Here is a 24,040-nt window from a genome sequence, read left to right on the forward strand (position 1 = left end):
CGCCCCGAGCCCGTCCCGCCCGCCGGCCGCTGCTCACGCTGCCGCGGGACACCGCCCGTGACGTGCTCGACTTTTATGACACCGGGTGCCGTCAAGCTATGCTGGGAGGGATGTCGCGCTGGAAACCGGATGCCGCGGGCCGCCTCATGCAGGCGGCCATCGAACTGTTCGACGAGCAGGGCTACGACGCCACGACCGTGGCCGAGATCGCCGAGCGCGCCGGGCTGACCAAGCGCACCTTCTTCCGGCACTTCACCGACAAGCGCGAGGCCCTGTTCAAGGGCTCCGAGGAGCTCGAGCACCTGTGGCTGGAGGGCATCGCCGCCGCCCCCGCCGACGCCGCGCCGCTCGCCGCCGTCACGGCCGGCTTCGGCCCGGTGGCCGAGATGTTCGCGGAACGCCACCACTTCGCGCGCATGCGGGCGGGGGTGATCGCGGCCAACCCGGAACTGCAGGAGCGCGAGCTGATCAAGCTGCAGCGCCTCGCGGGTGCGATCAAGGCCGCGCTGATGCGCCGCGGGGTCTCGGAGAACGCCGCGATCCTGGCCGCACAGGCCGGGCTGACCGTCTTCCACGTGACGTTCGCGCGCTGGGTCCAGCAGGACGACCCCCGCGCCATGCGCCCGCTGTTCGACGCGTCGCTGGACGAACTGCGGGCCATCACCGCGCCCTGACGGTTTCGTCCGGTACCTTGTCACCGTGACGGGCGCCGATATCCGGCTCGGGATCGACTTCGGCACGTCGAGCACCGTGGCGGTGCTCGCCCTGCCCGGCCGGGAGGCGCGGCCGCTGCTGTTCGACGGCTCGCCGCTGCTGCCCTCCGCCGTCGGGCTGGACCCCACCGGACGGCTCGTCGTGGGCCGCGACGCCCTGCACGCGGCGGTCGGCGCGCCCGGCTCGGTCGAGCGCTATCCGAAGCGGTGCGTCGACGACGGTACCGTCCTGCTGGGTTCGCAGGAGCTCCCGGTGCCCGACCTGTTCGGCGCCGTCCTGCGCCGGGTGCTCGACGAGGCCACCCGGGCCGCGGGCGACCCGCCGGCCGAGGTCGTCATCACCCACCCGGCCGCGTGGGGCGGCGAGCGCCGCTCGGTCCTGCGGGCGGCCGTGGCGCCGGTCCCGGTCCGCCTGGTCAGCGAACCGGTCGCGGCCGCGCATCACCTGATGGCCGTCGCGGCCGAGCGCCTGCCGGAGGCGAGCACCGCCCTCGTGTACGACTTCGGCGCCGGCACCTTCGACGCGACCGTCGTGCGCCGCGAGGGCGACGGCTTCGCGGTCCTCGCCACCCAGGGCCGCCCCGACTCCGGCGGCCTCGACATCGACGCCGCCATCGTCGCCCACGTGGCGCAGGCGGTGCCGGACCCGCCCGCGTGGACCCGCCTGAACGACCCGCAGACCGCAACCGACCGCCGCGCGCGGCAGCAGCTGTGGGAGAACGTCCGCACCGGCAAGGAGTCCCTGACCCGCGCCGGCCAGACGCTGCTCCACGTGCCGCTGCTGGACGTGGAGGTCCCGCTGGGCCGGGAGGAACTCGACCGCCTGGCCGCACCGGTACTGGCCCGCTGCATCGAAACGACCCGCGCGGTCCTGACCCGGGCCGGGGTCTCGGCGTCCACGATCCTGCTCGTGGGCGGAGCCAGCCGCATGCCGGCCGTGGCCGCGACCCTGCACCGCGAGTTCGGCGTCGAACCGCTGACCCTGGACCAGCCGGAACTGGCGGTCGCGGAGGGCAGCCTGCGCGCGGGCTTCGGCCCGGACGCCAGCGGCGACTGGCCCGTCGCCACTCCCCTGCCGGTCGCCGCCCCCGTCCGTCCGCGCCGCACCCGCGTGGTGCTGGCCGCCGGGGCGGGGGTCGCGATCGCGGCTGCCGTCACCGCGGTCGCGCTCGCCGATCGGCCCTCCGGTCCGGGCGGTGCGGTGCCGTCTCCGTCCGCGAGCGTCTCGCCGTCGGCCTCGCCGTCGCGCACGTACAACCCGGGGATCGACCCGTGCCTGCTCGGCACCTGGCGCACGACGTCGCACCGCAACTACGGCCTGATCTACGGCCAGAAGGTCCAGTACGTCGGCACCGGCGGCGGCATCACCACCTTCCGCGACGACAACACCGTGACCATCGACTACGACCCCTCAGCCCCGGACGTGGCGGTCTACAAGGGCGCAACCTGGGCCTCGAAACACCGCGGCCAGGTCACCATGCGCTACGACGCCGACGGCCACGAACTGATCGCCACCGTCATCACCTCGAACGCCCGCGCGACCCTGACCCGCGACGGCAAGATCGACAACGAGGCCGCGACGACGTTCAATCTTGAGCCGGAGCGGTACACGTGCACCGCCACCCGGCTGACCGAGGTGAGCGAACAGGGCGAATGGTCCGCGGAGTCGGAGCGCATCGGCTGACGCTTCGTGCCTGCTTGCTGGCGTCTTCGGCGCGGGGCAGGGTGCGGCCCTCGCGGTGGCCGCCGCACGAACACTGCGCCGCGACGACGCGCAGGCGTGCCGTGGCACCCGGTCGGCGGCGGGCACGGTAGCCCGGCCGGGGGACGCCGAACGGGCACCGCGGGCGCGACGGTCCGCCGATTCACTTGCTGTGAGACAACAGTATGGTCGGTCGGGTGAGTGACCGGCTCATTCTGGTCCTCGCCGAGCGCGACTACCTGTACGGCACAGGGGCCCTGACCCTGCGGGTGCAGCACGTCAACCGGGAGGACCCTGTCCCATACGACGACGAACCGTGGTACTTCGTGCACGGCACCCAGCTCGGCCACGAGGGCCGTGAACTGCGCCGCCTGGTGGTGGTCGTGCGCGGGAGACGGCTGGCCAGTGCCGGACTGCAGCTGTGAAACAGGCAGAATCGGGAGCGTGATAACCGAGCAGGCAACAGGCATCGACGTCGTGCTGGCCGCGGCGCGGCAGGGCGTGCGCCGGTACGGCCCGCACGAGACCGCGGCCGCCGGCGCGCGGGGCGCGCTGATCGTCGACACGCGCACCGAGACGCAGCGGGCCGAGACCGGGGAGCTGCCCGGGGCGATCGTCATCGACCGCACGGTCCTCGAGTGGCGGCTCGACCCGGCGAGCGAGGCTCGGATCGACGAGGCCACCTCGTACGACGCCGAGATCGTCGTGGTCTGCCGGCAGGGTTACAGCTCCAGCCTGGCCGCGGAGAGCCTGCGCCGGGTGGGGCTGCACCGGGCCACCGACCTGGAGGGCGGCGTCGAGGCGTGGCTGCGCGCCGGGCTCCCGCTGCATCGCGGCCCGGCCGACGTCCGGCGGTGAGCACCCGCGTGTCCGATACGAGCGTGAAGCTGTCCGACCGGCGGCGGCGCGTACCGGGCGGGACGGGCGACGATCGACGCATGTTCATCGCGATTCTCGATTTTCAGACCAGCCCCGCCGACCGGCCGGCGGCCCTCGCACAGCTCGAAGCCGAGCGGGACGAGGTCCGCGCCATGCCCGGCAACGTCGCCTTCCGGGTGTACGCCTCGCGTGAGGACGACACCACCGTCACCGTCGTGCACGAGTGGCAGGACCGGGCGTCGTTTGCGCCGTACCTCGACAGCGACTGCTTCGCCCGCTCCGGCCAGGTGCTGCGGCCGCTCATGACCGCGGCGCCGGTCAGCCGGCGGTTCTCCGCCGAACTGCTGGAGACCGTGGCCTGATGACCGCCCAGGCGTACAGCTTCGTGCGCACGTTCGAGCCCGAGCCCGAGCGCGAGCTGTGCGTCGACCGGCACTATCTGCTCTGTGCCTCCGCCGGGGCCCTCCGGCTGGAGGCGCAGGGTCAGGCCTGGCTGCTGCCCCCGGCCCGGGCCGCGCTCATCGAGGCCGGCCGGGCGATCACGGTCAGCCTGCCACAGCCGGTGACGACCGCATCGGTACTGTTCCACACCGCGTTCACCCCGCCCCCGGCCGCGCCGCTGGCGGTGTTCGACCTGACGCCGCTCGCCCGGTCCCTGGTCGCGGAGTGCGGCGCGTACGGGGCCGCCGACGAGCCCCTCGACCCGTACGGCGAGGCGCTGTTCACCGCCCTCGCCGCCGTCGCGTGGCGGCTCGCCGAGACCCCCAGCCCGGTGGTGGTGCCGGCGGGACGGTCGGCGGAGCTGCGCCGGGCCCTGCGGATGACCGAGGACCGGCTCGGCGAGGAGGTCCGCTTCGAGGACATCGCGGACGCGATCGGCCTCGCCCCGCGCTCGCTGGCCCGCCGCTTCGCCGACGAGACCGGGCTGACCTGGCAGGCGGTCCTGCGCCGGATGCGCATCATGCGCGCCATCGAGGAGCTCGCGGCCGGCGACACCCCGGTCACGAAGATCGCGTTCGCGGTCGGGTACACGTCGCTGTCCGCGTTCAACGCGGCGTTCCGGGACCTGACCGGCCGCTCGCCGACCCAGTACCGGGAGAGCTTCCACTGACGGCGCGCCGGATCGCCTCGTACCCGGTGCAGCGGCACAGGTTCGACGTGAGCAGCTCGCGCAGCCGCTCGGGATCGTCCACGATCGACGGGTCGGCCTCGAGCGCGCCGACGGCGAGCATGAGGAAGCCCGGCGTGCAGAATCCGCACTGCAGCGCGTGCTCCTGCGAGAACGCCTCCTGCAGCGGGTGATCGAGCCCCTCGACCGTGCGCACTTGCGCACCCTCGCACTGCACGGCGAACATCAGGCACGACCGTACGGCCTCCCCGTCGACCAGCACCGTGCACGCCCCGCACACGCCGTGCTCACAGCCGAGGTGCGTCCCGGTCAGACCGCAGTCCTCGCGCAGCGCATCGGCGAGCGTCCGCCGCGCGGGGACGTCCACCTCGTGCGTACGACCGTTGACGTGCAACGCGAACCGCACGGTCAGCCTCCGTCCCGGGCCTGGTGCAAGGCGCGCCGCACGAGCACACCCACCGCGTGCCGCTGATAGGCATCGGCATCGAGGTCGGCCGCGGCCGCGGCGGCATCGGCGACGGTGGCGTCGTCCAGCGGGCGATCGGTCAGGACCTCCTCGGCCGTCCCGGCGCGCACCGGCCGGTCGGCGGCGTTGACGAGCCCGACGTGCGCCGCGCGCACCCGGCCGCCGGTGACGGTCACCGCGACCATCGCCGCCAGCCCGGCGAAGCTCGCATGCGTGCGCCGGTGCTCGACGAACCCGACGAGTGTTCCGGGCGGCATTTTCGGCAGGTGTACCGCGAGCAGCAGTTCCTCCGGCCGCCGCACCGTCGTGAACGGACCGGTGAAGAAGTCGGCGGCCGCAACGGTCCGGATCCCGGCGGCGGACAGCAGGTCGAACCGCGCGCCGAGCGTCACGGCGACGGCCGGCCACTCGGCGGCCGGGTGCGCATACGCGCAACTGCCGAGCATCGTTCCTCGCGCGCGAATCGGCGGATGCGCGATGTTGCGCACGACCCGCCGCAGCAGCACGCCCAGCGGCCCCGGCACGGCGTCCGTCTCGAACACCCGATGGCGCACCAGCGGGCCGACCCGCACCGCATCGCCGTCCACATCGAGCGAGGCGAACGCCGGCACCCGGTTGATGTCGACGAGCCGCTCGGGCCGGGCGATCCGATAGTTCATCTCCAGCACCAGGCTCTGTCCACCGGCGAGCACCCGCGCCCGCCCGTCGGCCAAAGCGGCCACCACATCGCCGGCACTGCGCGCCACGACGTACTCGAACGGCGCCGGCTTCATCGCGCCGCGCTCCAGCACGTGCGCGGCGTCAGCGGCATCCGCAGCGCCGTCGGATCGACCAGCTGCAGCGCGTCGGCCACCGCGTTGAGGATGGCCGGCGGCGCCCCGATGCACCCCGCCTCGCCGGCGCCCTTCGCGCCCAGCGGCGTGTTCGGGTTCGGGGTGCACGTCTCGGCCAGGCGCAGCGGCGGCAGCTCGGCCACCGTCGGCAGCAGGTAGTCCAGCAGGCTCAGCGTCTCCGGCACTCCGTCCGCGCCGTAGCGGACGCCCTCGTACAGCGCCTGCCCGATGCCCTGCACGATCGACCCGTACCCCTGCCCGTCCACGATGAGCGGATTGACCACCACGCCGTAGTCGTCGACCGCCACCAGCCGCAGGATCGACACGTCGCCCAGCTCCGGGTCGACCTCGACCACCGCCGCGTACGCGCCGAACGGGAACGCCTCCGGCGGGCCGAACGTGTCCTCCGCGCGCAACGGCGCCAGGTCGGCCAGCGTCAGCGAGCACCCGGCCCCGACGAGCGAACCCGCGCGGTACTCCACCTCGTCGACCGGCACCGACCACAGCTCCGCCGAGCGCTGCCGCGCCGCCGACACGAGCTTCGCCGCCGCCCGGAACAGCGCCGCCCCGCCGATCTGCATCGAGCGGCTGGCGTAGGAGCCGACGCCTTGCGGTACCGCCGCGGTGTCCTTCTCGACCAGCCGGACCAGCCCCGGGTCGACGTCCAGCACGCCGGCCACCACCTGCGGGAACGACGTCTCGTGGCCCTGGCCCGTGCTGCAGCATCCGGAGACCGCGACGAACGTCCCGTCCGGGCACGCCTCGACCGCGCCGAACTCCTCGCCCGTCCCGGAGCGCTCGACGTAGGTGGACAGCCCGATCCCGATCGGCCGCAGTCCCGCGGCCCGGCGGCGGGACTGTTCGCTGCGCCAGTGCTCGATGTCCACTTCGCGCAGCGCCACGTCCAGCGTCGCCGCGTAGTCGCCGCTGTCGTAGGTGAAGCCCGTCTGGGTGCGGTACGGGAAGTCGGCCGGGGCGATGAAGTTCCGCCGCCGCACCTCCGCCGGATCGAGGCCGAGGCGGCGGGCCAGCAGCTCCACCGTCCGCTCGATCGCCGCGGCCGCCTCGGGACGGCCGGCCCCGCGGTACGGCGCGGTCGGCGCGCTGTTCGTGACGATCGCGCGGGTGCGCACATGGACGCTCGGGATCGCGTACGCGCCGGTCGCCATCATCGAGGTGGCCATCGGCATGAACGAGCCGGTGTGCGGATAGCCGCCGATGTCCGCGTCGATCTCCAGGTCGTAGGCGAGGATCCGCCCGGTGGCGTCGGCGGCCAGCCGCACCCGCTGGTTCTGCCCGCGCCCGTGCGGCGGACCCGCGAGGGCCTCCGCGCGGTCCTCGAGCCAGCGCACCGGCCGGTCGAGGCGGCGGGCGGCGGCCACCACCGCCAGGTACTCCGGCCAGGTCTCGCTCTTCCCGCCGAACGCCCCGCCGACGTCGGGGACGATCACCCGGATCCGCTGCTCGTCCAGCCCGAACGCCCCGGCGAGGTCGCGGCGCAGCCGGTGCGGCGCTTGGTGCGACGCCCAGATGGTCAGCCCGCCGCCGGAGTCGGGCCGCACGAGGATCGCCTTCGGCTCGATCGAGGTGTGCACGAGCCGCTGCTGCCGGTACCGGGCCTCGATCAGCATCGCCGCGCCGTGCCACACGTCCTCGGCCGCGGCCGTGCCGAACTCGCGCTCCGCGGCGACGTTGCTCAGGCCGGGAAACAGCCGCACGTCGCTGGCGGCGGACTCGGTCGGATCGAGCAGCACCGGCAGCGGATCGATGCACACCTGGACGGCGTCGCGCCCGTCCTCGGCCACGTACCGGTCATCGGCGACGACGAGCGCGACCGGCTCGCCGTAGTACCGGACGCGCGACACGGCCAGGGACGGCCATGGGCGCCCGTCGATGGAGCGCTCGTCGCCCATCGGCGGCGCCGGCGGCAGGTACGGCAGGTCCGCGTGCGACCAGGCCGCATGCACTCCCGGCACCGCCAAGGCCGGCGACGTGTCGACATCGCGCAGCTCGCCGTGCGCGAGCGAACTGCGCACGAACGCGCCGTCGAGGCAGCCGGCGACGCGCACGTCGGCCACGTACTGCCCGGCCCCGCGCACCAGACGCGCATCCTCCCGCCGGGGCAGCCGCGCACCGATCATGCGCAACTGCGCACCCGCAGCATCTCCGCGACCGACCACGCCTGGAACGGACACCCGGTGGCCCCGTGCGGCGCGTCGCCGTCGGCCGTCTCCGACACCGACCCGAGCCCCCACTCCGCCAGGTGCAGCTCCAGCCCGTCCAGCAGCCCACCGGTGTCGAGGCCGGCGGCGGCACACGCGTCGGCGTACGGCCCGATCAGCCACGGCCACACGGTCCCCTGGTGGTAGGCGTGGTCCCGCTCGTACGGCCCGCCGCGATGCACGCCCCGATAGCCCGGCTCGCCCGGCGCGAGGGACCGCATCCCGAGCGACGTCACCAGGTCCCGGCACGCCAGCACCGGACCCGGATCCCCGGCGAGGGGCCCGTACGGCAGCGACACCGCGAGGAGCTGGTTCGGCCGGACCGCGGCATCGTCCCCGCCCGGCCCGTCCACGACGTCGAACAGACCGGCGCCGCCCGGCCGCACGAACCGCCGCCGGAACGCATCCCCGGCCCGCGAGGCCGCGGCACCCCAGTCGTGCCGCCGCTTCAGCCGGTCGAACAGCGCCCCGGTCCCGGCCAGCCCCGAGATCCACAGGGCGTTGATCTCGACCGCCTTGCCCTGCCGCTCGGTCACCGGCCGCCCGTCCACCCGCGCGTCCATCCACGTCAGCGCGAACCCGGGCTTGCCCTGCGTGAGCAGCCCGTCGGCCGGGTCGGCGGCGATCCCGTACCGGGTCCCGTCCCGGTGCCGGGTCAGGATCTCGTCCATCGCGCCGGACAGCGAAGCCACGGTGTCGAGATCCCCGGTCACCGCCGCATAGCGCGAGATCGCGTGCAGGAACCACAGCGCCGCGTCGGCCGTGTTGTACTCGAGCGTCCCGGTGTCGGCCGTGTTCGCGAGCATCCCCTCGGACACCGTGGAACCGGCCCGCAGCAGTACCTCCCGCGCCTCGTCGTGCCGGTTCGTGGCCAGGAACAGCCCCTCGAACGACGTCATGAGATCGCGTGACCATTCACCGAACCACGGGTACCCGGCCACCGCCGACGGACCGGTCGGCGTCGACACGACGAACTGGTCGGCCGCGACCGCCAGCTGCCGGCCCACCGCATCGCCCGCCCGGGCCTGCCGGGCCAGCTTCCGCGCCCGTTTGCGGGCGGCGACCACGAGCCCGGCCGCGCTGGGCAGCGTCCCGTCGAACGGGCCGGCGGCGGCGACGACCTCGGCGGTACCCCCGGACGCCACCTCGGCCACGAAGCACCCGGCGGCGAAGAGATCCTCGACGGGGTTGAGGCCGCGGGCCGCCTCCTCGCGGGCGTAGACGCCGCGGTACCACGCGCCGCCGGGCTGCCACGACGGGCCGGACACCCGGTAGGCGTCCTCGAACACGAACCCGCCGGCGACCGGGGTCACCGCGGGGTCGCCGGCCGCCGTGCGCTCGCCGTGCGCGTCCCGCCACGTGCACAACGGCGTGAGTTCGAGCGTGATCGGGCCGGGCGCCCGCAGTACCGTGAAAACGGCCCCGACGACGCAACGGCCGTGCCCCATGGCGATCTCGCGCCGCACCACCACGTCGCCGAGGTCCCACTGCCAGCGGGGCACCCCCTCGTCGAGGGTGAACGAGGCCAGGTGCACGTGCCCGGCCGGGTCGACGGTGCCGCCCGCCCACTCGTCCGTGGCCAGCCGCACCGTCCGCGGGCCGATGCGCACCACGGGTTCCAGCGCGGCGAGACCCAGGTGCCGGGCGGCGCCGCCGGGCTCGGCCACCGCGAGCAGGCCGTGGTAGCGGCGGGTGCGCAGGCCGGAGACCGTACCCGAGGCATAGCCCCCGAGCCCATCGGTCACCAGCCACTCGCGGGCACTGGCCGCGGCGAGGTCGCCGCAGAGCTGCCGGCCGAAGGTGATCATCGCCGGGCCTCCCGGAGGGTGCGGTCCGACGGGCGGGCGACGAGCTCGGCGAGCAGGCCGGTCCAGCCGGTCTGGTGCGTCGCGCCGAGGCCCGCGCCGTTGTCGGCGTGGAAGTACTCGAAGAACATCAGGTTGTCCCGCCAGTGCGGGTCGTGCTGGAGCTTGTCGACCCAGCCGTAGGCGGGACGGCGGCCGTCGTCGCCGCGCCGGTACAGCGAGAGCATCCGCTGCCGCAGGTCCTCCGCGATCTCCCGCGCGCAGCGCAGCTGGCCGGAGCCGGTCGGATACTCGATCTTGACGCCCTCGCCGAGGTTGGCGTCGTAGTCCTCCAGCGTGCGCAGGACGAGGTAGTTCAGCGGCATCCACAGCGGCCCGCGCCAGTTGGAGTTCCCGCCGAACATCCCGGTCGTCGACTCGGCCGGCTCGTAGCCGACCGACGCGGTATAGCCCGGCAGCTCGACGCTGAACGGATGCTCGGCGTGCCAGCGGGACAGGGCGCGCAGGCCGTACGGCGACAGGAAGCTGTTCTCGTCGAACAGGTGCGGCAGGATGCGCTTGACCCGCCCGGCGCCCGCGACGCCGACGCCGACGAACCGGCCGCCGGACCCGTCGTGGACGATGTGCTCCTCGGGGATGTCGGCCAGGTGCTTGGACAGCCGCCGGACCGCCTGGAAGTCCTCCTCCCGCAGCGCCTTGGTCGCGAACAGCGGGATGATCCCGACCATCGAGCGCACCCGCAGCGGGGTCGCCGCGCCGTCGGGGCCGCGCAGCTTGTCGTAGTAGAAGCCGTCCTGCTCGTCCCACAGCTCCTGGCCGCCCATCGCCTCGGTGATGAGCGCGAAGTGCTCCAGAAACTTGATGACGAGGTCGTTCAGGGCCGGTTCGTGCGCGGCGAGCTCGCGGGCCATCTCCAGGAGGTTCAGGCAGTAGAACGCCATCCAGGCGGTGGCGTCGGACTGCTCCAGGGAGTACCCCGGCGGCAGGTGCGAGCGGTCGATCGGCCCGATGTTGTCCAGGCCCAGGAACCCGCCCTCGAACAGGTTGTTGCCCTCGGCGTCCTCGCGGTTCACCCACCAGGTGAAGTTCAGCACGAGCTTGGAGAAGACGCGGTGCAGGAACTCGCGGTCGCGGCGCCCGTCGATCTCGTACACCTGCAGCGCCGCCCACGCCTGCACCGGCGGGTTCAGGTCCTCGAAGGCCCACTCGTAGGCGGGAATCGCCCCGTTCGGGTGCTGGAACCACTCGCGGCAGAGCAGCAGCAGCTGGTACTTCGCGAAGGCCGGATCGAGATGCGCCAGCGCGACGGCGTGGAAGGCGGAGTCCCAGGCCGCGAACCACGGGTACTCCCACGGGTCCGGCATCGACATCACGTCGCTGGCGTCGAGGTGCCGCCACCCCGCGTTGCGCCCCTGCCGCCGGCCCGGCGGCGGTGGCGGCTGCGCGGGGTCGCCGGCCAGCCAGCGGGCCACGTCGTAGTGGTAGTACTGCTTGCCCCAGATCATCCCGGCGAAGCCCTGCCGCATGATCATGGTGTCCTCGGCGCTGGTGCCCTCCGGGGTCAGGGAGGCGTAGAACTGGTCCGCCTCGGCCTCGCGCTGGCGGAGCGTCTGCTGGAACGACTTGCCGAAGCCGCGCTCCTCCGGCGCCAGCCGCAGCCGCAGCTCGACGATCTCGCCCGGTGCGACGGAGAGCCGATACCAGAAGGCCGCCTTGGTACCTTCTGCGGCCGGATTGACCGTCGCCGCGCCCCGCACGACGTGGTCGTTGATCCCGTCCTTCGGATAGGTGACCGTCGAGGGGACCCCGAACAGGCGTTCCGCGTTCGTGTCGTTGTCGCAGTACAATTGCGGCGGTTGTCCCTCGGCCTGCAGCACCATGTCGCCCGCGCTGATCGCGTCGCCCCGCCTGCTGAGCCGTGGCCGTGGCGCGTCCGGCTCCCAGGACCAGGTGTTGCGGAACCACAGCGTCGGCAGCACGTGCAGCGGCGCGGTCTCCGGCCCGACGTTCGTCACCCGCACCACGATGCACACGTCGTCGGGGTCCGCCTTGGCGTACTCGGCCTCGATCACGAAGTACCGGTCGTCGTCGAAGACGCCGGTGTCGAGCAGCTCGTACTCCGGCTCCTCCCGCCCGCGCCGCCGGTTCTCGGCCACCAGGTCGTCGTACGGGAACGCCGCCTGCGGATAGTGGTAGCGCCACTTGAGCCGGCTGTGGCTGGGGGTGGCGTCGAGGTACCACCAGTACTCCTTGGCGTCCTCCCCGTGGTTGCCCTCGTTGCCGGTCAGCCCGAAGATGCGCTCCTTGAGGATCGGGTCCCGCTCGTTCCAGAACGCCAGCGCGAAGCACAGCCGCTGCTCGGCGTCGCACAGCCCGGCCAGCCCGTCCTCGCTCCACCGGTACGCCCGCGAGCGCGCGTGATCGTGCGGGAACGCCTCCCACGCGGCGCCGCCGGCGCTGTAGTCCTCGCGCACGGTGCCCCAGGCGCGCTCGCTCAAGTAGGGGCCCCACCGGTACCACGGGCTGGCCTGCGCGAGCCCGTCCTCCGGTCTGCCGACGGCGTCGATCCGCTCCCGCTCGGGATTGCTCATGCTTCCAGGCGATCATGCCGCGGGCTGGGACGCCCCCACCCTCCCGGAGGGAGCCCGCCCCTTGATCGCTGCACATTGCAGAAAGTCAATGCCTCGCGGCACTTTGGTCACGCTGTGTAGAGAATTCACCGACATATTTGTTTCGATCGCCGAACCGCGGCACAGATAGGCCCGGTACGTCGCGATGAGTCCCCGCCGCCGTACTGCCCCCTTGACTGCGGCGACGGGAGATATCCGGCGGGTGGTGGTGGCTCTCCGGACCGCCACCGCGACGGAGCGCGCGGACTCAGCCCGGCGAGAGTCCGCGCGTGACCAGCGAGCCGGCCCCTCGCCGCGGGCCGGCTCGCTCCCGCGGGGGTCGCTCGGGCTAAATCGATCGACGTTTCCGGCCTGGGCTGGCAGCCTGCCCCGATGACCGACGATCTGCAGCAGCGCCTCAACCGGCCGCGGTTCCCCCGGAGCGCCGGCTACGACCCCCGGTGGATGATCGACAACTGGATGGGCCCGAGTGCGCTGTGGCTGCTTGAATGGCTGTGCTCCGGACTTGACCTCGCGCCCGGCGCCCGCGTGCTCGACCTCGGCTGCGGCCGGGCCATCACGTCGATCTTCCTGGCGAAGGAGTTCGACGTCCAGGTCGTCGCCGCCGACCTCTGGGTCAGGCCCACCGAGAACTGGCGCCGGATCGAGGCCGCGGGCCAGGCCAAGCTCGTCACCCCGCTGCACGCCGAGGCCCATGACCTGCCGTTCGCCGAGGGCTACTTCGACGCCATCGTCAGCGTCGACGCGTACCACTACTTCGGCACCGACGCGCTGTACCTGCCCTACCTGAGTCGCTTCCTGGCTCCCGGCGGCCACCTCGGCATCGCGGTGCCGGGGCTGACCGCGGAGTTCGACGACGGGCTGCCCGAGCACCTCGCGCCACACTGGGCACCGGACTTCTGGACCTTCCACTCGCCGGCCTGGTGGCAGCAGCTGTGGAGCCGCAGCGGCGTGGTCGCGGACGTGCGCGCCGATTTCCTGGAGGACGGGTGGCGCGACTGGCTGGTCTGGTGCGAGGCCGTGCTGGAGACGACCGACAACGAGGCCGCCCTGCGGCATGTTCCCGATGAGCTGGCGCTCGTCCGGGCCGACACCGGCCACCAGGTCGGCTTCACCCGCGTGATCGCCCGGCGGGCCTGACGACGAGGTCGGGTGGCTCGGGGACCGCAGATCGCCGGTCCCCGAACCACCCGATACGCCGCGGGTCAGGGCTTCTTCGGGTCCTCACCGAACCCGTTGCACTGCCGGCCGCCGTTGATGCAGTACTCCACCAGGTACTTCTGGCGAGCGGCGTCCCAGCCGTTCATGAAGTCGTAGTGGAAGGTGAAGCTGCCACCCGAGGCGTAGGCCAGGCCGCCCGTGTCGCCGCCCTTCAGCGGGTACGGGAGCTTGATCTCCAGCATCGGCAGCGGGACCGGGTGGTCGGCCGGGCACACACCCTGCACCGGCCACGCCATGTGGGACTTGTGGTCGGGCATGTCCAGGTGTACGCCGTCCCAGCACGACGGGGACGTCAGCCGGACCTGCAGCGTCGAGCCGGACGGGCAGGACGCCGGGAAGCCGACGCCCTTGTAGCCGGTGCACTGGTAGTTGCCCGTGAAGCCGGCGTTGCTGGTCGCCTTCGCGTCGCCGACGAGCAGCTTGAAGCCGGCCGGGAACGGCTTGACGGTCCGGTAGTCCTTCACGTCCGACTTGTAGTAGACGGTCGGCTTGTCCGGCTGCAGCGGCACGCCGCGCTGCAGGAGGGTGGGGAACCAGTACCCGGACGCGTCGAGGGTGTCCTCGCACGAGGTGGCCCCGCCGACCAGCGACTGCGGGGTCGAGTTCGCGTTCACCGTGGGGTTGCCGATGAACGAGTGGTTGTGGGAGGCGCCCGGCAGGCCGGGGAAGACGATCGGGTCGTCGCTGAGCGTGTGGTTCACGGTGCAGTTGGCGTGCATCTCATGGTACTGCGCACGCGGCGGATCGTCCGCCGCGAGCGCCGGTCCGGCGACGGCGGCCGCCCCGAGCAGGGCGAGCGCCGCCACGATGACGGGCAGGGTGGAGCGGATGCGCATGTCGACTCCTTGGCGGTTGAATCGAGCATCGGCGATGGATAGCTGCGGACCGTAGCAGCGTTCCGAGATCCCAGGAAAGCGTTTGCCAAACAGTTGCCATGCCTATCCAAGGTCCACATTGGACGTGCGTTGATCGATTTGGCAACTCGTGGCAAACGGTTGCCCACGGTTGGGCGGCGGTTCTACGGTCCACTCATCCGCCCCGCATCCCCGCGCTGCCCGCCATTGCCGCGCGGTGATGGTGCACGCCCCTGGGAGAGCCCATGAGACGCTCGTTCATCGCGTTGGCAGCCGTCGCCGCGGCGCTGCTGGCGTACACCCTCGTCGTGATCACAAGACCGGCGCTGGCCGCGACCGCCTGCGGTACCACCAACGTCGCCCTGAATCGCCCGGCCACCGCGTCGTCGCAGGAGAGCGCGAGCCTCGGCCCGGCCAAGGCCGTCGACGGCTCCGCCACGAGCCGCTGGTCCAGCGCGCACGGCGTCGATCCACAGTGGATCCAGATCGACCTCGGCGCCACCACGCAGCTCTGCCAGGTGGTGCTGACCTGGCAACGATCCTACGCCAAGTCCTACCGCGTCGAGGTCTCGGCCGACGGCACGAGCGGCTGGTCGCCGATCTACTCGACCACCACCGGCGCGGGCGGGACCGAGGCCCTGGCCGTCAACGGATCCGGTCGTTTCCTACGCGTGTACGGCCTGACGCGCGCCACCCAGTACGGCTACTCCCTGTTCGAGGTCGCGGCGTACAGCGGCTCCGGACCGGACAGCAGCCCGTCGCCCAGTGTCACCCCGTCCGGCGAGCAGCTGCCCGGCGGCGGCGACCTCGGCAGCAACGTCGTCGTGTTCGACCCGAGCCAGTCCTCGGCGACCATCCAGGCGCGGCTCGACCAGATCTTCACCCAGCAGGAGAAGAACCAGTTCGGCACCGAGCGGTACCAGCTGCTGTTCAAGCCCGGCTCGTACTCCGGCCTGAACGCCCAGATCGGCTTCTACACCTCGATCAACGGCCTGGGCCAGAACCCGCAGGACGTGCAGATCCACGGCGACATCACCGTCGACGCGGGCTGGATGGCCGGCAACGCCACCCAGAACTTCTGGCGCTCGGCCGAGAACATGTCCATCTACCCGGTCAACGGCACCGACCGCTGGGCCGTGGCCCAGGCCGCCCCGTTCCGCCGGATGGACGTGCACGGCGGCATGACCCTGGCTTCACCGAACTGCGGCTGGGCGTCGGGCGGGTACATCGCCGACAGCCGGGTCAGCGGCCAGATCAACCCCTGCTCGCAGCAGCAGTGGTTCACCCGCGACTCGACCATCGGCAGCTGGAAGGGCGCGCTGTGGAACATGGTGTTCTCCGGCGTGCAGGGCGCTCCGCCCACGAGCTTCCCCTCGCCGGCGATCACGACCCTGAACACCTCCCCGGTGACGCAGGAGAAGCCGTACCTGTACGCCGACGCGTCGGGCGCGTACCGCGTGTTCGTGCCGTCGCTGCGCACGAACTCCTCGGGCGCGACCTGGATCAACGGTCAGACCCCGGGCACGTCGCTGCCGCTGACCCAGTTCTATGTGGCGAAGCCGGGCGTGTCCGCGGCGACGCTGAACCAGGCGGTCGCGCAGGGCCTGAACCTGCTGTTCACCCCGGGTGTGTACCACCTGAACTCCACGGTGAACATCAACCGCGCCAACACCGTGGTCCTCGGCCTCGGCTACGCCACGATCGTGGCCGACAACGGCGCGCTGCCGATGGCCGTCGGTGACGTCGACGGCGTGAAGATCGCGTCGCTGCTGTTCGACGCGGGCCCGACCAACTCCCCGGCCCTGCTGCAGGTCGGCCCGAACGGTGCCTCCGGCAACCACGCGGGCGCCCCGAACGTGATCTCCGACGTGTTCCTGCGCGTCGGCGGCGCCGGGGCGGCGAAGGTCACCAACGCCATGGTGGTCAACAACAACAACACCATCATCGACCACATCTGGTCGTGGCGCGCCGACCACGGCGACGGGGCCGGCTGGACGTCCAACCCCTCCGACACCGGTCTGATCGTCAACGGCCAGAACGTGACCGCGTACGGGCTGTTCGTCGAGCACTTCGAGAAGTACAACGTGATCTGGAACGGCAACGGCGGCAAGACCATCTTCTTCCAGAACGAGCTGCCGTACGACCCGCCGTCGGCCGCCGCCTGGTCCCACGACGGGATCACCGGCTACGCCGCCTACAAGGTCGCCAACACCGTCACCTCGCACGAGGCGTGGGGCATGGGCAGCTACTGCGTGTTCACCACCGACTCGTCCATCGCCGCGTACCACTCGTACGAGGCACCGGTGAACGCCAACGTCAAGTTCCACAACATCCTGACGGTGTCGCTGGGCAAGGGCTCCATCACCCACGTCATCAACGACACGGGCGACGCGGCCCTGCCGACCAAGGTCGTCCCGCACACGGTGGTCAGCTACCCGTAACCTGCACCGCCTGCTGACCAACGGAGGAGCCCGTCCGGCCCGCAATCTCGCGGCGCCGGCCGGGCTTCTAGCCGTGCCGCCGCCATGAACCGCGAGATCGGGTCGAGGCACGAGTGGGCGTGGGCGGCCCGATGACCCGGATCCGCAGGTCATGAACAATCAGTCCGGCGGTTCCAGCGGCGTGGCGGTGCGGGTGGCGGCGATGTCGTCAGCCTCGGGGTCGATCGACAGCGGGTCGCGGACCTGGCGGTCGAGGTCCACGTCGGCGTCGCCGGTGCGGGGCGGCTGTTCGTCCTCGGGTACGCCGGAGCCGGGGATGGGGTTGCGGTCGTCATGCGGCACTGTCATGTCCGTCTTGTACCCTTCCCGACCGGTCCGAAGCGCCATGCATGATCGGGGTGCGGGCGGGAAGGGGGGCCGCATGGCAGCACCACAGATCGTGAGCGCGACCCGGCAGGCCCTCGGCGCCGTCGGGGTGTGGACCAACGCGGTGCAGGTCGAGCCGGCCGCGGTACAGCGGGAGGTCGTGGCCCGGATCGAGACGCTCGGCTACGGGTCGGTGTGGCAGGGCGAGGTCGTCGGGACCAACGACGTCTTCGCGCAGGAGGCCGTCTGGCTGGCCGCCACCTCGCGGATCGTGGCCGGGACGGGCATCGCGAACATCTGGGCCCGCCACCCCGGGACCGCGCAGGCCGCGGCGGCCACGCTCGCCGACGCCTGGCCGGGGCGGTTCGTGCTCGGGCTGGGCGTCAGTCACGCGCCCGCCGTGGAGCGCTCCGGGCAGCAGTACTCCCATCCGCTGCAACGCATGCGCCACTACCTGTTCAACATGGGCGGCCGGCCCGAGCACCTGCCGATCGTGCTGGCCGCGCTGCGCCCGAAGATGCTGCAGCTGGCGGCCGACCGGACCGACGGGGTGCACACGTACTTCGTGCCGCCCGAGCACACCGCGAAGGCGCGGCAGGTGCTCGGGCCGGACCGGCTGCTCATCCCCGAGCAGGCGGTCGTGGTGGAGACGAGCCCGCAGGTGGCCCGGGAGGTCGCCCGCAAGCACACCGCGAAGTACCTGCAGCTGCCCAACTACGTCAACAACCTGCGCCTGCTCGGGCTGGACGACGACGACCTGGCCGGGACCGGCAGCGACCGGCTCGTGGACGCGATCGTCGCCTGGGGCACGCCGTCGGACATCGCCGAGCGGATTCGGGCGCACCACAACGCGGGCGGCGACCACGTGCTCGTCCACCCGCTCGGCGACAGCCCCGGCGACGTCGTGCGCCAGCTCGAGGAGCTCGCGCCGGCGCTGCTTCCCTGACGGCGAACCGGGCGGAAGTACCGCCGCGCCCATAGCGGCCTGGTCGTGGTCCAGTCGGGCACGGCGTGCTCGAACCGGCTCAAGGGGGAGCCGAACAGCTGGAACCTCATCGAGGCCGGAGGCGACCGGCTCACGGTGTCGAACCGCCGCTACACGGGCGGGCGGTTCGACATCCACGAGCACGTGCAGTACCGGCGCGAAACCGCGAATGGACGGACTATCGCGAGTAGTTCTGCCCGAACGGACGCCCCGGGATGGGCTTGGCGACCAGGCCGACCGGGATGAAGAACATGATCTGGGCGATGGCGAGCACCAGCGTCCACATCGCCTTGTCGTCGTAGTGCTCGGCGGTGCGGGCGAACAGCTCGTCGGACACCCGCTCGCCGAAGAACGACGGGGTCAGGACCGCCTCGGTGAGGTCCAGGGCGGCCTTCTCCTGGGCGGTGAAGTACGGCGAGTCCCGCCACGACGGCAGCGAGTCGATCCGCTCCGCCGACTCCCCCGCCGTGCGCAGCATCCCGGACTGCATCACGGTGTGGTAGGTGCTGCCGACGAGCTGCCCGGCGCGCAGCTGCACCAGGCCGATCGTCGCGTCCGGGACGGCGCCGTTGTGCACGGCCTTGGACGTTTCGGCGCCGAACGACGCCATCTCGGGGAAGAACTGCAGCGGGTCGGGCAGGCGCGAGGTGAGCTCGGACATGAGCGGTTCCTTTCGAAGTGGGTTCACCGACTCCGACGACGCAGCCCGCCCGAATGTGAGCCCGCTACTCCCCGAGCAGCTCCGCGATGCCGATCCGGCGGTAGAACTCCGCGCGGATGCGGTCGTACACCACGGAGACGACCTCGCTGCCGTCCTGGCTGGGGTCGACATGGACCCGGAACGGGCGCCGCCCGGCGGGCGCCTCCACGGCCCGCACGATCGCCTCGGCGACCTCGTCCGCGGTGCGGCCCGCCGGGAAGATGCCGGCCAGGGCGGGCGCCATCGCATCGCGCAGCGCACCGTAGCGCTCGTCGTACTCCGCCGCGCGTGTCGTGTCCGCAGGTGCACCGGCGTGCGCGAAATGGTTCGTGCCGCTCGGATACGCGCCCGGCACCACGATCGTCGTGTCGATGCCGAACCGGATCAGCTCGGCCGCGTAGCTCTCGGCGAGCGCGTCCATGCCCGCCTTGGCCGCGAAGTACGGGGCCAGGAACGGCGGATGGCCGCCCCGCGTCGAGGAGGAGCCGACCCACACCAGGTGCCCGGCGCCCTGCGCGCGCAGGATCGGCAGCACGGCCCGGTTGACCCGCTGGGTCGACACCACGTTGACGTCGTACTGCTCGGCGAGCTGCTCGGGGGTGAACGCCTCGAGCGGACCGAGCACCATGTGGCCGGCGTTGTGCACGACGACGTCGATGCGGCCCCGCTCGGCCATGACGTGTTCGACGGCGGCGTCGGCCGAGGCCTGGTCCTGCACGTCCAGCTCGACCGCGCGGAACCCGGCCCGCTCGGCCTCGGCGGCGGCGGGCGCGTTGCGGGTGGCGGTGGCGCGCATCCCGGCGTACACGACGTGGCCGCTCGCGGCGAGGGCCCGGGCGGTGAGGTTGCCGAAGCCGCTGGAGGCGCCGGTGACCAGGGCGATCATCAGATGACACCGCCGTTCGCGCGGATCGTCTGGCCGTTGACCCAGTGACCGGCCGGGGAGGCGAGGAAGGCCACGAGCGCGGCGATGTCCTCGGGCTCGCCGAGGCGGCCCAGCGGCGGCTGCTGGGCGGCGCGGGCGACCGTCTCGTCGTCCTTGCCGTCCAGGTACAGCTCGGTGCGGGTCGGGCCGGGCGCGACCGTGTTGACGGTGACGTCGCGGCCGCGCATTTCCCGGGCCAGGATCAGGGTCATCGCCTCGACGGCGCCCTTGCTGGCCGCGTACGCGCCGTACGTCGGGGCCTGCAGACCCACGATCGACGTCGAGAACGTGATGAGCGCGCCGCCGGGGCGCAGGCGGCGGGCGGCCTGCTGGGCGATGACGAAGGTGCCGCGGACGTTCGTGCGCTGGATGGCGTCGAACTCGGCCAGGTCGAAGTCGGCGACCGTTTCCAGGGTCATCCGGCCCGCCGCGTTGACGACGACGTCGACGCCGCCGAACGCGGACTCGGTGCGGTCGAACAGTTCCCGCGCCGCGGCCTCGTCGGCGATGTCGAGCTGGACGGCGAACGCCGCGCCGCCGGCGGCCTCGACCGCCTTGACGGTGTCGGCGGCGTCGGCGTGCCGGCCGGCGTACCCGATGACGATCTTGAACCCGTCGGCGGCCAGGCGCAGCGCCGCGGCCCGCCCGATGCCGCGCGAACCGCCGGTGACGATGGCGGCGCGGCCGGTTGTCGTAGTGGTCATGGGCACCACTGTGGGCGGCGGACGGCGTGCGGTACAGACGACGCCGACAGGGGGGATGCCAACCCCTGTCTCCGGCCGGGCCCCGCGCGGGACACTGGGAGCATGGACCTGGCCGAGCTGGGCGCGTTCCTCAAGTCGCGCCGCGACCGCATCCGCCCGGCCGACGTGGGCCTGCCGACCGGCCCGCGCCGCCGGGTGCCGGGCCTGCGCCGCGACGAGGTGGCGCAGCTGGCCGGGGCCTCGGTCGAGTACTACATCGAGCTCGAACGCGGCGCCGGCTCGCAGCCCTCGGAGCAGATGCTGGCCGCCCTCGCCCGCGCGCTGCGCCTCACCCGCGACGAGCGCGACCACCTCTACCACCTGGCCGGACGCCCGATCCCGGTCCAGGGCGGCCCCGCCTCCCACGTGCACCCGGGCATGCTGGACCTGCTGGAGCGCCTCGACGGCACGCCCGCGCAGGTCATCACCGACATCCACGTCACGCTGGTGCAGAACCGTCTGGCCCGCGCCCTGCTGGGCGACCAGACCCGTCACGAGGGGCTGAGCCGCAGCTTCGTGCACCGCTGGTTCCTGGATCCGAAGGGCCGCATCTCGTACCCCGAGCAGGACCACGAACACCAGTCGCGCTCGTTCACCGCCGACCTGCGCGCCGCCGTGGCCCGGCGCGGCGGCAAGGACCCGCAGACGGCGCGGCTCGTGGCCGACCTGCTCGAACGCTCGCCCGAGTTCGCGGCGCTGTGGGAGGAGCGCGACGTGGCCGTGCGGCGCGACGACCGCAAGCGGATCATCCACCCGGCGCTGGGTACGGTCGAGGTGAACTGCCTCAACCTGTTCAGCGAGGACGGGCGGCAGCGGCTGCTGTGGTTCACCCCGGCGGTCGGCACCGGCGCGGTCGAGCAGCTGGAGTTGCTGGCGGTACTCGGGAATCAGGACCTGCTGCCGTCGTCATAGCCGCGGCATGACGAGCGCCTCGTCGCAGGCCAGCTCGATCATCTGGTCGAGGGTGAGCGGGGCGGGTTCCGGCGTGGTCGAGGCCCCAGTTGCGCACTTCGAGCACGACGCCGGTGCCGTCGGGCTTGGTCACGTCGATGCGCGCGATGCGCGGCTTGGCCTGGAAGTCCCACATGGTCAGGACCTTCTCGCCGTGCGGGCCGGTGCGCTCGGAGCAGACCGGGTCGGGGCAGGTGCGGAACTGCCCGACGCCGTAGCCGGCCGGCCATTGGGACGAGATCTCCTTGCCGATCGTGAGCAGGACGTTGCTCACGCCGGACGTGTCGCGCAGGTCGGGGGCGACGGTGAAGTGCTCGGCGTACCGGTCGCCGGCGTCGATCCCGAACTCGAGGGGGTGCCCGCTCGCGCCGTTGACGCGCGTGTCGAGGAAGGTCGTGTCGTGCGGTACAAGCGACCGCAGTTGCTTGTCGAAAGCGGCGCTCAGCCGGGCGATCTGGGCCTTGTTGTAGTCGTCCGGCGGCACGGTCGGGGTCGCGCTGGTGCCGTAGGTGGGCGACGGCGTCATCTCGAAGCGCGGCACGCAGGCGACGGCGCTGGACGACGGCTCCATGACCGTCGTCTCGCAGCCGGTGTAGATGCCCGAGGGCTCCGGCGCGGGGGCGGCCGGCGTCGTGCCGCGGTGCCCGCCGATCAGCGTCACCGCCACGAGCGTGCCCGCCACCGCGGCGCCGCCGCCGATCGCCGTCAACCACCGCCTCATGTCCATATGAACGGCCGGATGTGCGCGAATGGTTGCCGCCGTCCATTGGTAAGTGATAGCTTACCGTTCGCCATGACGAACGTAACCGCGATGCTCACCGCGCTCGGCGACCCGATGCGCCAGACGATCCTCGACCGGCTCTCCGACGGCCCGCTGCCGGTCGGCCGGCTCGCGGACGTGCTGCCGATCAGCCGCCCGGCGGTGTCCCAGCACCTCAAGGTGCTCAAGGACGTCGGGCTGGTGCTCGACCGGCAGGAGGGCACGCGGCGGCTGTACCAGGTCGACCCCGAGGGCCTGGCGCTGCTGCGGGCGCACCTGGACGGCGTGTGGGCCCGGGCGTTGCAGTCATTCGGGGAACGGATCGCCTCAGAGGAGACCTGACGTGTTGCAGACCGTCCAGCCCATTCAGCGCGACATCGTCGTCGGCGTGCGCCCGCAGCGCGCGTTCGAGGTGTTCACCGGGGACATGACCTCCTGGTGGCCGGCGTCGCACCACATCGGCTCGGCCCCGATCGCCGAGGTGCTCATTGAGCCGCGGGTCGGCGGCCGCTGGTACACCCGGCATCAGGACGGCACCGAGACGTCGACCGGGTTCGTGACCGTCTGGGAGCCGCCCACCAGGTTCGTGGTGACGTGGCAGATCGGGGCCGACTGGAAGTACCACGACGACCTGGTGACGTCGATCGAGGTCCGCTTCGTCGAGCAGCCGGACGGCCGCACCCGGGTGCTGCTGGAGCACCGTGGCCTCGAGGCGTTCGGCACCGACGCGGCCAAGATGCGCACGACCTTCGAGGGCCCGGACGCGTGGACCGGCATCCTCGCCGCGTACGCGCAGGTGGCGGCGGCGTGAAGTACGTGGTGCTGTACACCTCGGCGCCGGACGTGGCCGCGAAGGCGCCCGCGCACTTCCCGGCCCACAAAGCCCGCCTGGACGCCTTCCACGCCCGCGGCGACCTGCTCATGGTCGGCACGTTCGGCGACCCGCAGGCCCAGGGTTCGATGGCCGTGTTCCGCACCCGCGAGAGCGCCGAGGAGTTCGCCGGCGGCGACCCGTTCGTGCTCAACGGCGTGGTCGCGGCCTACGAGATCCGCGACTGGCACGAGATCCTCGTGCCGTAGTCACGCGAGGTAGCGGCCGGGGCGGTGGTTCAGGGCGATCACCAGGTTGAGCACCACCGCACCGGCGGCGGAGATGGCGACCGTGGACAGCGGCGCGACGAGGGCGCCGAGGGCGATCACGGCGCCGTCGAGGGCGAGCTGGACCCAGCCGGCGCGCCAGCCGAGGCGTTCCTGGCACACCAGGGCGACGACGTTGAAGCCGCCGAGGCTGGCGCCGTGGCGGAACAGGACGAGCAGGCCGACGCCGACGGCGAGGTTGCCGGCGAGCGAGGCGTACACCGGGTCGATGCGCGCGACCGTGAGCACGTACGGATGCGCGAACGAGAACACCGCCAGCAGGCCGACCGCGATCGCCGAGCGGAGCGCGAACAGCCGGCCCTTGCGCGCGACGGCGAGCGCCACGAACGGCAGGGTGACGGCGACGTACAGCGCCGCGAACGGCCATCCGGTCGCGTGCGCGAGCAGCAGCCCGAGGCCGGCCGTGCCGCCGGTGACCGCGCCGCCGGCCTGGAGCAGGAACAGGCCGACCGCGGCCAGGAACGATCCGGTCGCGATGCCCACGACATCCTCGACGGTGGAGTGCGGAACGGCGATCGCGCTGGTCATGCCCGCCAGCGTGCGTCGGCGGTGGTCAT

General features: G+C 72.5%; 25 protein-coding genes. 13 read left to right on the forward strand and 12 right to left on the reverse strand.

Features of this window, described 5'->3' with window-relative positions; genetic code table 11:
* Positions 1-110 precede the first annotated feature (110 nt).
* From ACQPZ4_RS28155 to ACQPZ4_RS28180, 6 genes are all read left to right on the forward strand, one after another.
* Positions 111-674 carry a TetR/AcrR family transcriptional regulator gene (locus ACQPZ4_RS28155; RefSeq protein ID WP_433041537.1) on the forward strand — a complete coding sequence of 188 codons (564 nt, stop codon included), beginning with the start codon at positions 111-113 and terminating at the stop codon, positions 672-674.
* A gap of 25 nt (positions 675-699) precedes the next feature.
* Positions 700-2,397, forward strand: a complete 1,698-nt coding sequence (locus tag ACQPZ4_RS28160; protein WP_433041540.1) for an Hsp70 family protein — start codon at positions 700-702, stop codon at positions 2,395-2,397.
* Positions 2,398-2,612: 215 nt separating this feature from the next.
* Positions 2,613-2,840 carry a hypothetical protein gene (locus tag ACQPZ4_RS28165; RefSeq protein ID WP_433041542.1) on the forward strand — a complete coding sequence of 76 codons (228 nt, stop codon included), beginning with the start codon at positions 2,613-2,615 and terminating at the stop codon, positions 2,838-2,840.
* 19 nt (positions 2,841-2,859) lie between these two features.
* Positions 2,860-3,273 (forward strand): rhodanese-like domain-containing protein, encoded by a 414-nt coding sequence (locus ACQPZ4_RS28170; protein WP_433041545.1) that lies wholly within the window; start codon positions 2,860-2,862, stop codon positions 3,271-3,273.
* An 80-nt stretch (positions 3,274-3,353) separates the two neighbouring features.
* Complete coding sequence (locus ACQPZ4_RS28175) at positions 3,354-3,656, forward strand: putative quinol monooxygenase (protein WP_433041548.1); 303 nt, start codon at positions 3,354-3,356, stop codon at positions 3,654-3,656.
* Positions 3,656-4,405, forward strand: coding sequence for an AraC family transcriptional regulator (locus tag ACQPZ4_RS28180; protein WP_433041551.1), 750 nt, complete (start codon positions 3,656-3,658; stop codon positions 4,403-4,405). Before ACQPZ4_RS28175 ends, ACQPZ4_RS28180 begins: the two co-directional genes overlap by 1 nt.
* On the opposite strand, the gene ACQPZ4_RS28185 is transcribed toward ACQPZ4_RS28180, so the two are convergent.
* From ACQPZ4_RS28185 to ACQPZ4_RS28205, 5 genes are read right to left on the reverse strand one after another with little or no spacing between them, the layout of a single operon-like run.
* The gene (locus tag ACQPZ4_RS28185) at positions 4,341-4,835 is read right to left on the reverse strand and encodes a (2Fe-2S)-binding protein (protein ID WP_433066682.1); all 495 of its coding nucleotides are present in this window, start codon (positions 4,833-4,835) and stop codon (positions 4,341-4,343) included. The two genes, ACQPZ4_RS28180 and ACQPZ4_RS28185, sit on opposite strands and share 65 nt — an antisense overlap.
* Entirely contained in the window at positions 4,832-5,680 is an 849-nt protein-coding gene (locus ACQPZ4_RS28190; RefSeq protein ID WP_433041554.1) for an FAD binding domain-containing protein, read from the reverse strand. Before ACQPZ4_RS28190 ends, ACQPZ4_RS28185 begins: the two co-directional genes overlap by 4 nt.
* Positions 5,659-7,863: a xanthine dehydrogenase family protein molybdopterin-binding subunit gene (locus ACQPZ4_RS28195; protein ID WP_433041557.1), complete on the reverse strand. Its 2,205-nt coding sequence runs from the start codon at positions 7,861-7,863 to the stop codon at positions 5,659-5,661. The genes ACQPZ4_RS28190 and ACQPZ4_RS28195 overlap by 22 nt, the downstream gene beginning before the upstream one ends.
* Positions 7,860-9,752 carry an amylo-alpha-1,6-glucosidase gene (locus ACQPZ4_RS28200; RefSeq protein ID WP_433041560.1) on the reverse strand — a complete coding sequence of 631 codons (1,893 nt, stop codon included), beginning with the start codon at positions 9,750-9,752 and terminating at the stop codon, positions 7,860-7,862. Before ACQPZ4_RS28200 ends, ACQPZ4_RS28195 begins: the two co-directional genes overlap by 4 nt.
* Positions 9,749-12,340, reverse strand: a complete 2,592-nt coding sequence (locus ACQPZ4_RS28205) for an MGH1-like glycoside hydrolase domain-containing protein (protein ID WP_433041563.1) — start codon at positions 12,338-12,340, stop codon at positions 9,749-9,751. The genes ACQPZ4_RS28200 and ACQPZ4_RS28205 overlap by 4 nt, the downstream gene beginning before the upstream one ends.
* Positions 12,341-12,751: 411 nt before the next feature.
* Here ACQPZ4_RS28205 and ACQPZ4_RS28210 point away from each other — a divergent pair, with 411 nt between their 5' ends.
* Positions 12,752-13,519: an SAM-dependent methyltransferase gene (locus ACQPZ4_RS28210; protein WP_433041567.1), complete on the forward strand. Its 768-nt coding sequence runs from the start codon at positions 12,752-12,754 to the stop codon at positions 13,517-13,519.
* A 65-nt stretch (positions 13,520-13,584) separates the two neighbouring features.
* Here ACQPZ4_RS28210 and ACQPZ4_RS28215 read toward each other — a convergent pair whose 3' ends face one another.
* Complete coding sequence (locus ACQPZ4_RS28215) at positions 13,585-14,436, reverse strand: DUF1996 domain-containing protein (RefSeq protein ID WP_433041570.1); 852 nt, start codon at positions 14,434-14,436, stop codon at positions 13,585-13,587.
* A gap of 263 nt (positions 14,437-14,699) precedes the next feature.
* On the opposite strand from ACQPZ4_RS28215, the gene ACQPZ4_RS28220 reads away from it, so the two are divergent.
* The gene (locus tag ACQPZ4_RS28220; RefSeq protein ID WP_433041573.1) at positions 14,700-16,895 is read left to right on the forward strand and encodes a discoidin domain-containing protein; all 2,196 of its coding nucleotides are present in this window, start codon (positions 14,700-14,702) and stop codon (positions 16,893-16,895) included.
* A 159-nt stretch (positions 16,896-17,054) separates the two neighbouring features.
* Here ACQPZ4_RS28220 and ACQPZ4_RS28225 read toward each other — a convergent pair whose 3' ends face one another.
* On the reverse strand, positions 17,055-17,243 hold the full coding sequence (locus ACQPZ4_RS28225) for a hypothetical protein (RefSeq protein WP_433041575.1): 189 nt from the start codon (positions 17,241-17,243) through the stop codon (positions 17,055-17,057).
* A 73-nt stretch (positions 17,244-17,316) separates the two neighbouring features.
* On the opposite strand from ACQPZ4_RS28225, the gene ACQPZ4_RS28230 reads away from it, so the two are divergent.
* Entirely contained in the window at positions 17,317-18,207 is an 891-nt protein-coding gene (locus ACQPZ4_RS28230) for a TIGR03620 family F420-dependent LLM class oxidoreductase (protein ID WP_433041577.1), read from the forward strand.
* A 217-nt stretch (positions 18,208-18,424) separates the two neighbouring features.
* On the opposite strand, the gene ACQPZ4_RS28235 is transcribed toward ACQPZ4_RS28230, so the two are convergent.
* The 3 genes from ACQPZ4_RS28235 to ACQPZ4_RS28245 form a co-directional block, all read right to left on the reverse strand.
* Positions 18,425-18,907: a carboxymuconolactone decarboxylase family protein gene (locus ACQPZ4_RS28235; RefSeq protein WP_433041579.1), complete on the reverse strand. Its 483-nt coding sequence runs from the start codon at positions 18,905-18,907 to the stop codon at positions 18,425-18,427.
* A gap of 64 nt (positions 18,908-18,971) precedes the next feature.
* Entirely contained in the window at positions 18,972-19,832 is an 861-nt protein-coding gene (locus ACQPZ4_RS28240; protein WP_433041581.1) for an SDR family oxidoreductase, read from the reverse strand.
* Positions 19,832-20,575, reverse strand: coding sequence for an SDR family oxidoreductase (locus ACQPZ4_RS28245; protein WP_433041583.1), 744 nt, complete (start codon positions 20,573-20,575; stop codon positions 19,832-19,834). The genes ACQPZ4_RS28240 and ACQPZ4_RS28245 overlap by 1 nt, the downstream gene beginning before the upstream one ends.
* A 102-nt stretch (positions 20,576-20,677) precedes the next feature.
* Here ACQPZ4_RS28245 and ACQPZ4_RS28250 point away from each other — a divergent pair, with 102 nt between their 5' ends.
* Entirely contained in the window at positions 20,678-21,526 is an 849-nt protein-coding gene (locus ACQPZ4_RS28250; protein WP_433041586.1) for a helix-turn-helix domain-containing protein, read from the forward strand.
* On the opposite strand, the gene ACQPZ4_RS28255 is transcribed toward ACQPZ4_RS28250, so the two are convergent.
* Complete coding sequence (locus ACQPZ4_RS28255; RefSeq protein WP_433041589.1) at positions 21,441-22,286, reverse strand: hypothetical protein; 846 nt, start codon at positions 22,284-22,286, stop codon at positions 21,441-21,443. The two genes, ACQPZ4_RS28250 and ACQPZ4_RS28255, sit on opposite strands and share 86 nt — an antisense overlap.
* Before the next feature lie 72 nt (positions 22,287-22,358).
* Between ACQPZ4_RS28255 and ACQPZ4_RS28260 the strand changes: the two genes are divergently transcribed.
* Genes ACQPZ4_RS28260 through ACQPZ4_RS28270 form a run of 3 tightly spaced genes read left to right on the forward strand, consistent with a single transcriptional unit; the run spans position 22,359 to position 23,405 of the window.
* Positions 22,359-22,667 carry an ArsR/SmtB family transcription factor gene (locus ACQPZ4_RS28260; RefSeq protein WP_433041592.1) on the forward strand — a complete coding sequence of 103 codons (309 nt, stop codon included), beginning with the start codon at positions 22,359-22,361 and terminating at the stop codon, positions 22,665-22,667.
* 1 nt (position 22,668) lies between these two features.
* Complete coding sequence (locus tag ACQPZ4_RS28265) at positions 22,669-23,136, forward strand: SRPBCC family protein (protein WP_433041595.1); 468 nt, start codon at positions 22,669-22,671, stop codon at positions 23,134-23,136.
* The gene (locus ACQPZ4_RS28270) at positions 23,133-23,405 is read left to right on the forward strand and encodes a YciI family protein (protein ID WP_433041598.1); all 273 of its coding nucleotides are present in this window, start codon (positions 23,133-23,135) and stop codon (positions 23,403-23,405) included. The genes ACQPZ4_RS28265 and ACQPZ4_RS28270 overlap by 4 nt, the downstream gene beginning before the upstream one ends.
* Here ACQPZ4_RS28270 and ACQPZ4_RS28275 read toward each other — a convergent pair whose 3' ends face one another.
* Complete coding sequence (locus ACQPZ4_RS28275) at positions 23,406-24,011, reverse strand: YitT family protein (protein ID WP_433041601.1); 606 nt, start codon at positions 24,009-24,011, stop codon at positions 23,406-23,408.
* Positions 24,012-24,040 lie beyond the last annotated feature (29 nt).

The organism is Dactylosporangium sp. CS-033363 (assembly GCF_050942475.1).
GTDB lineage: Bacteria > Actinomycetota > Actinomycetes > Mycobacteriales > Micromonosporaceae > Dactylosporangium.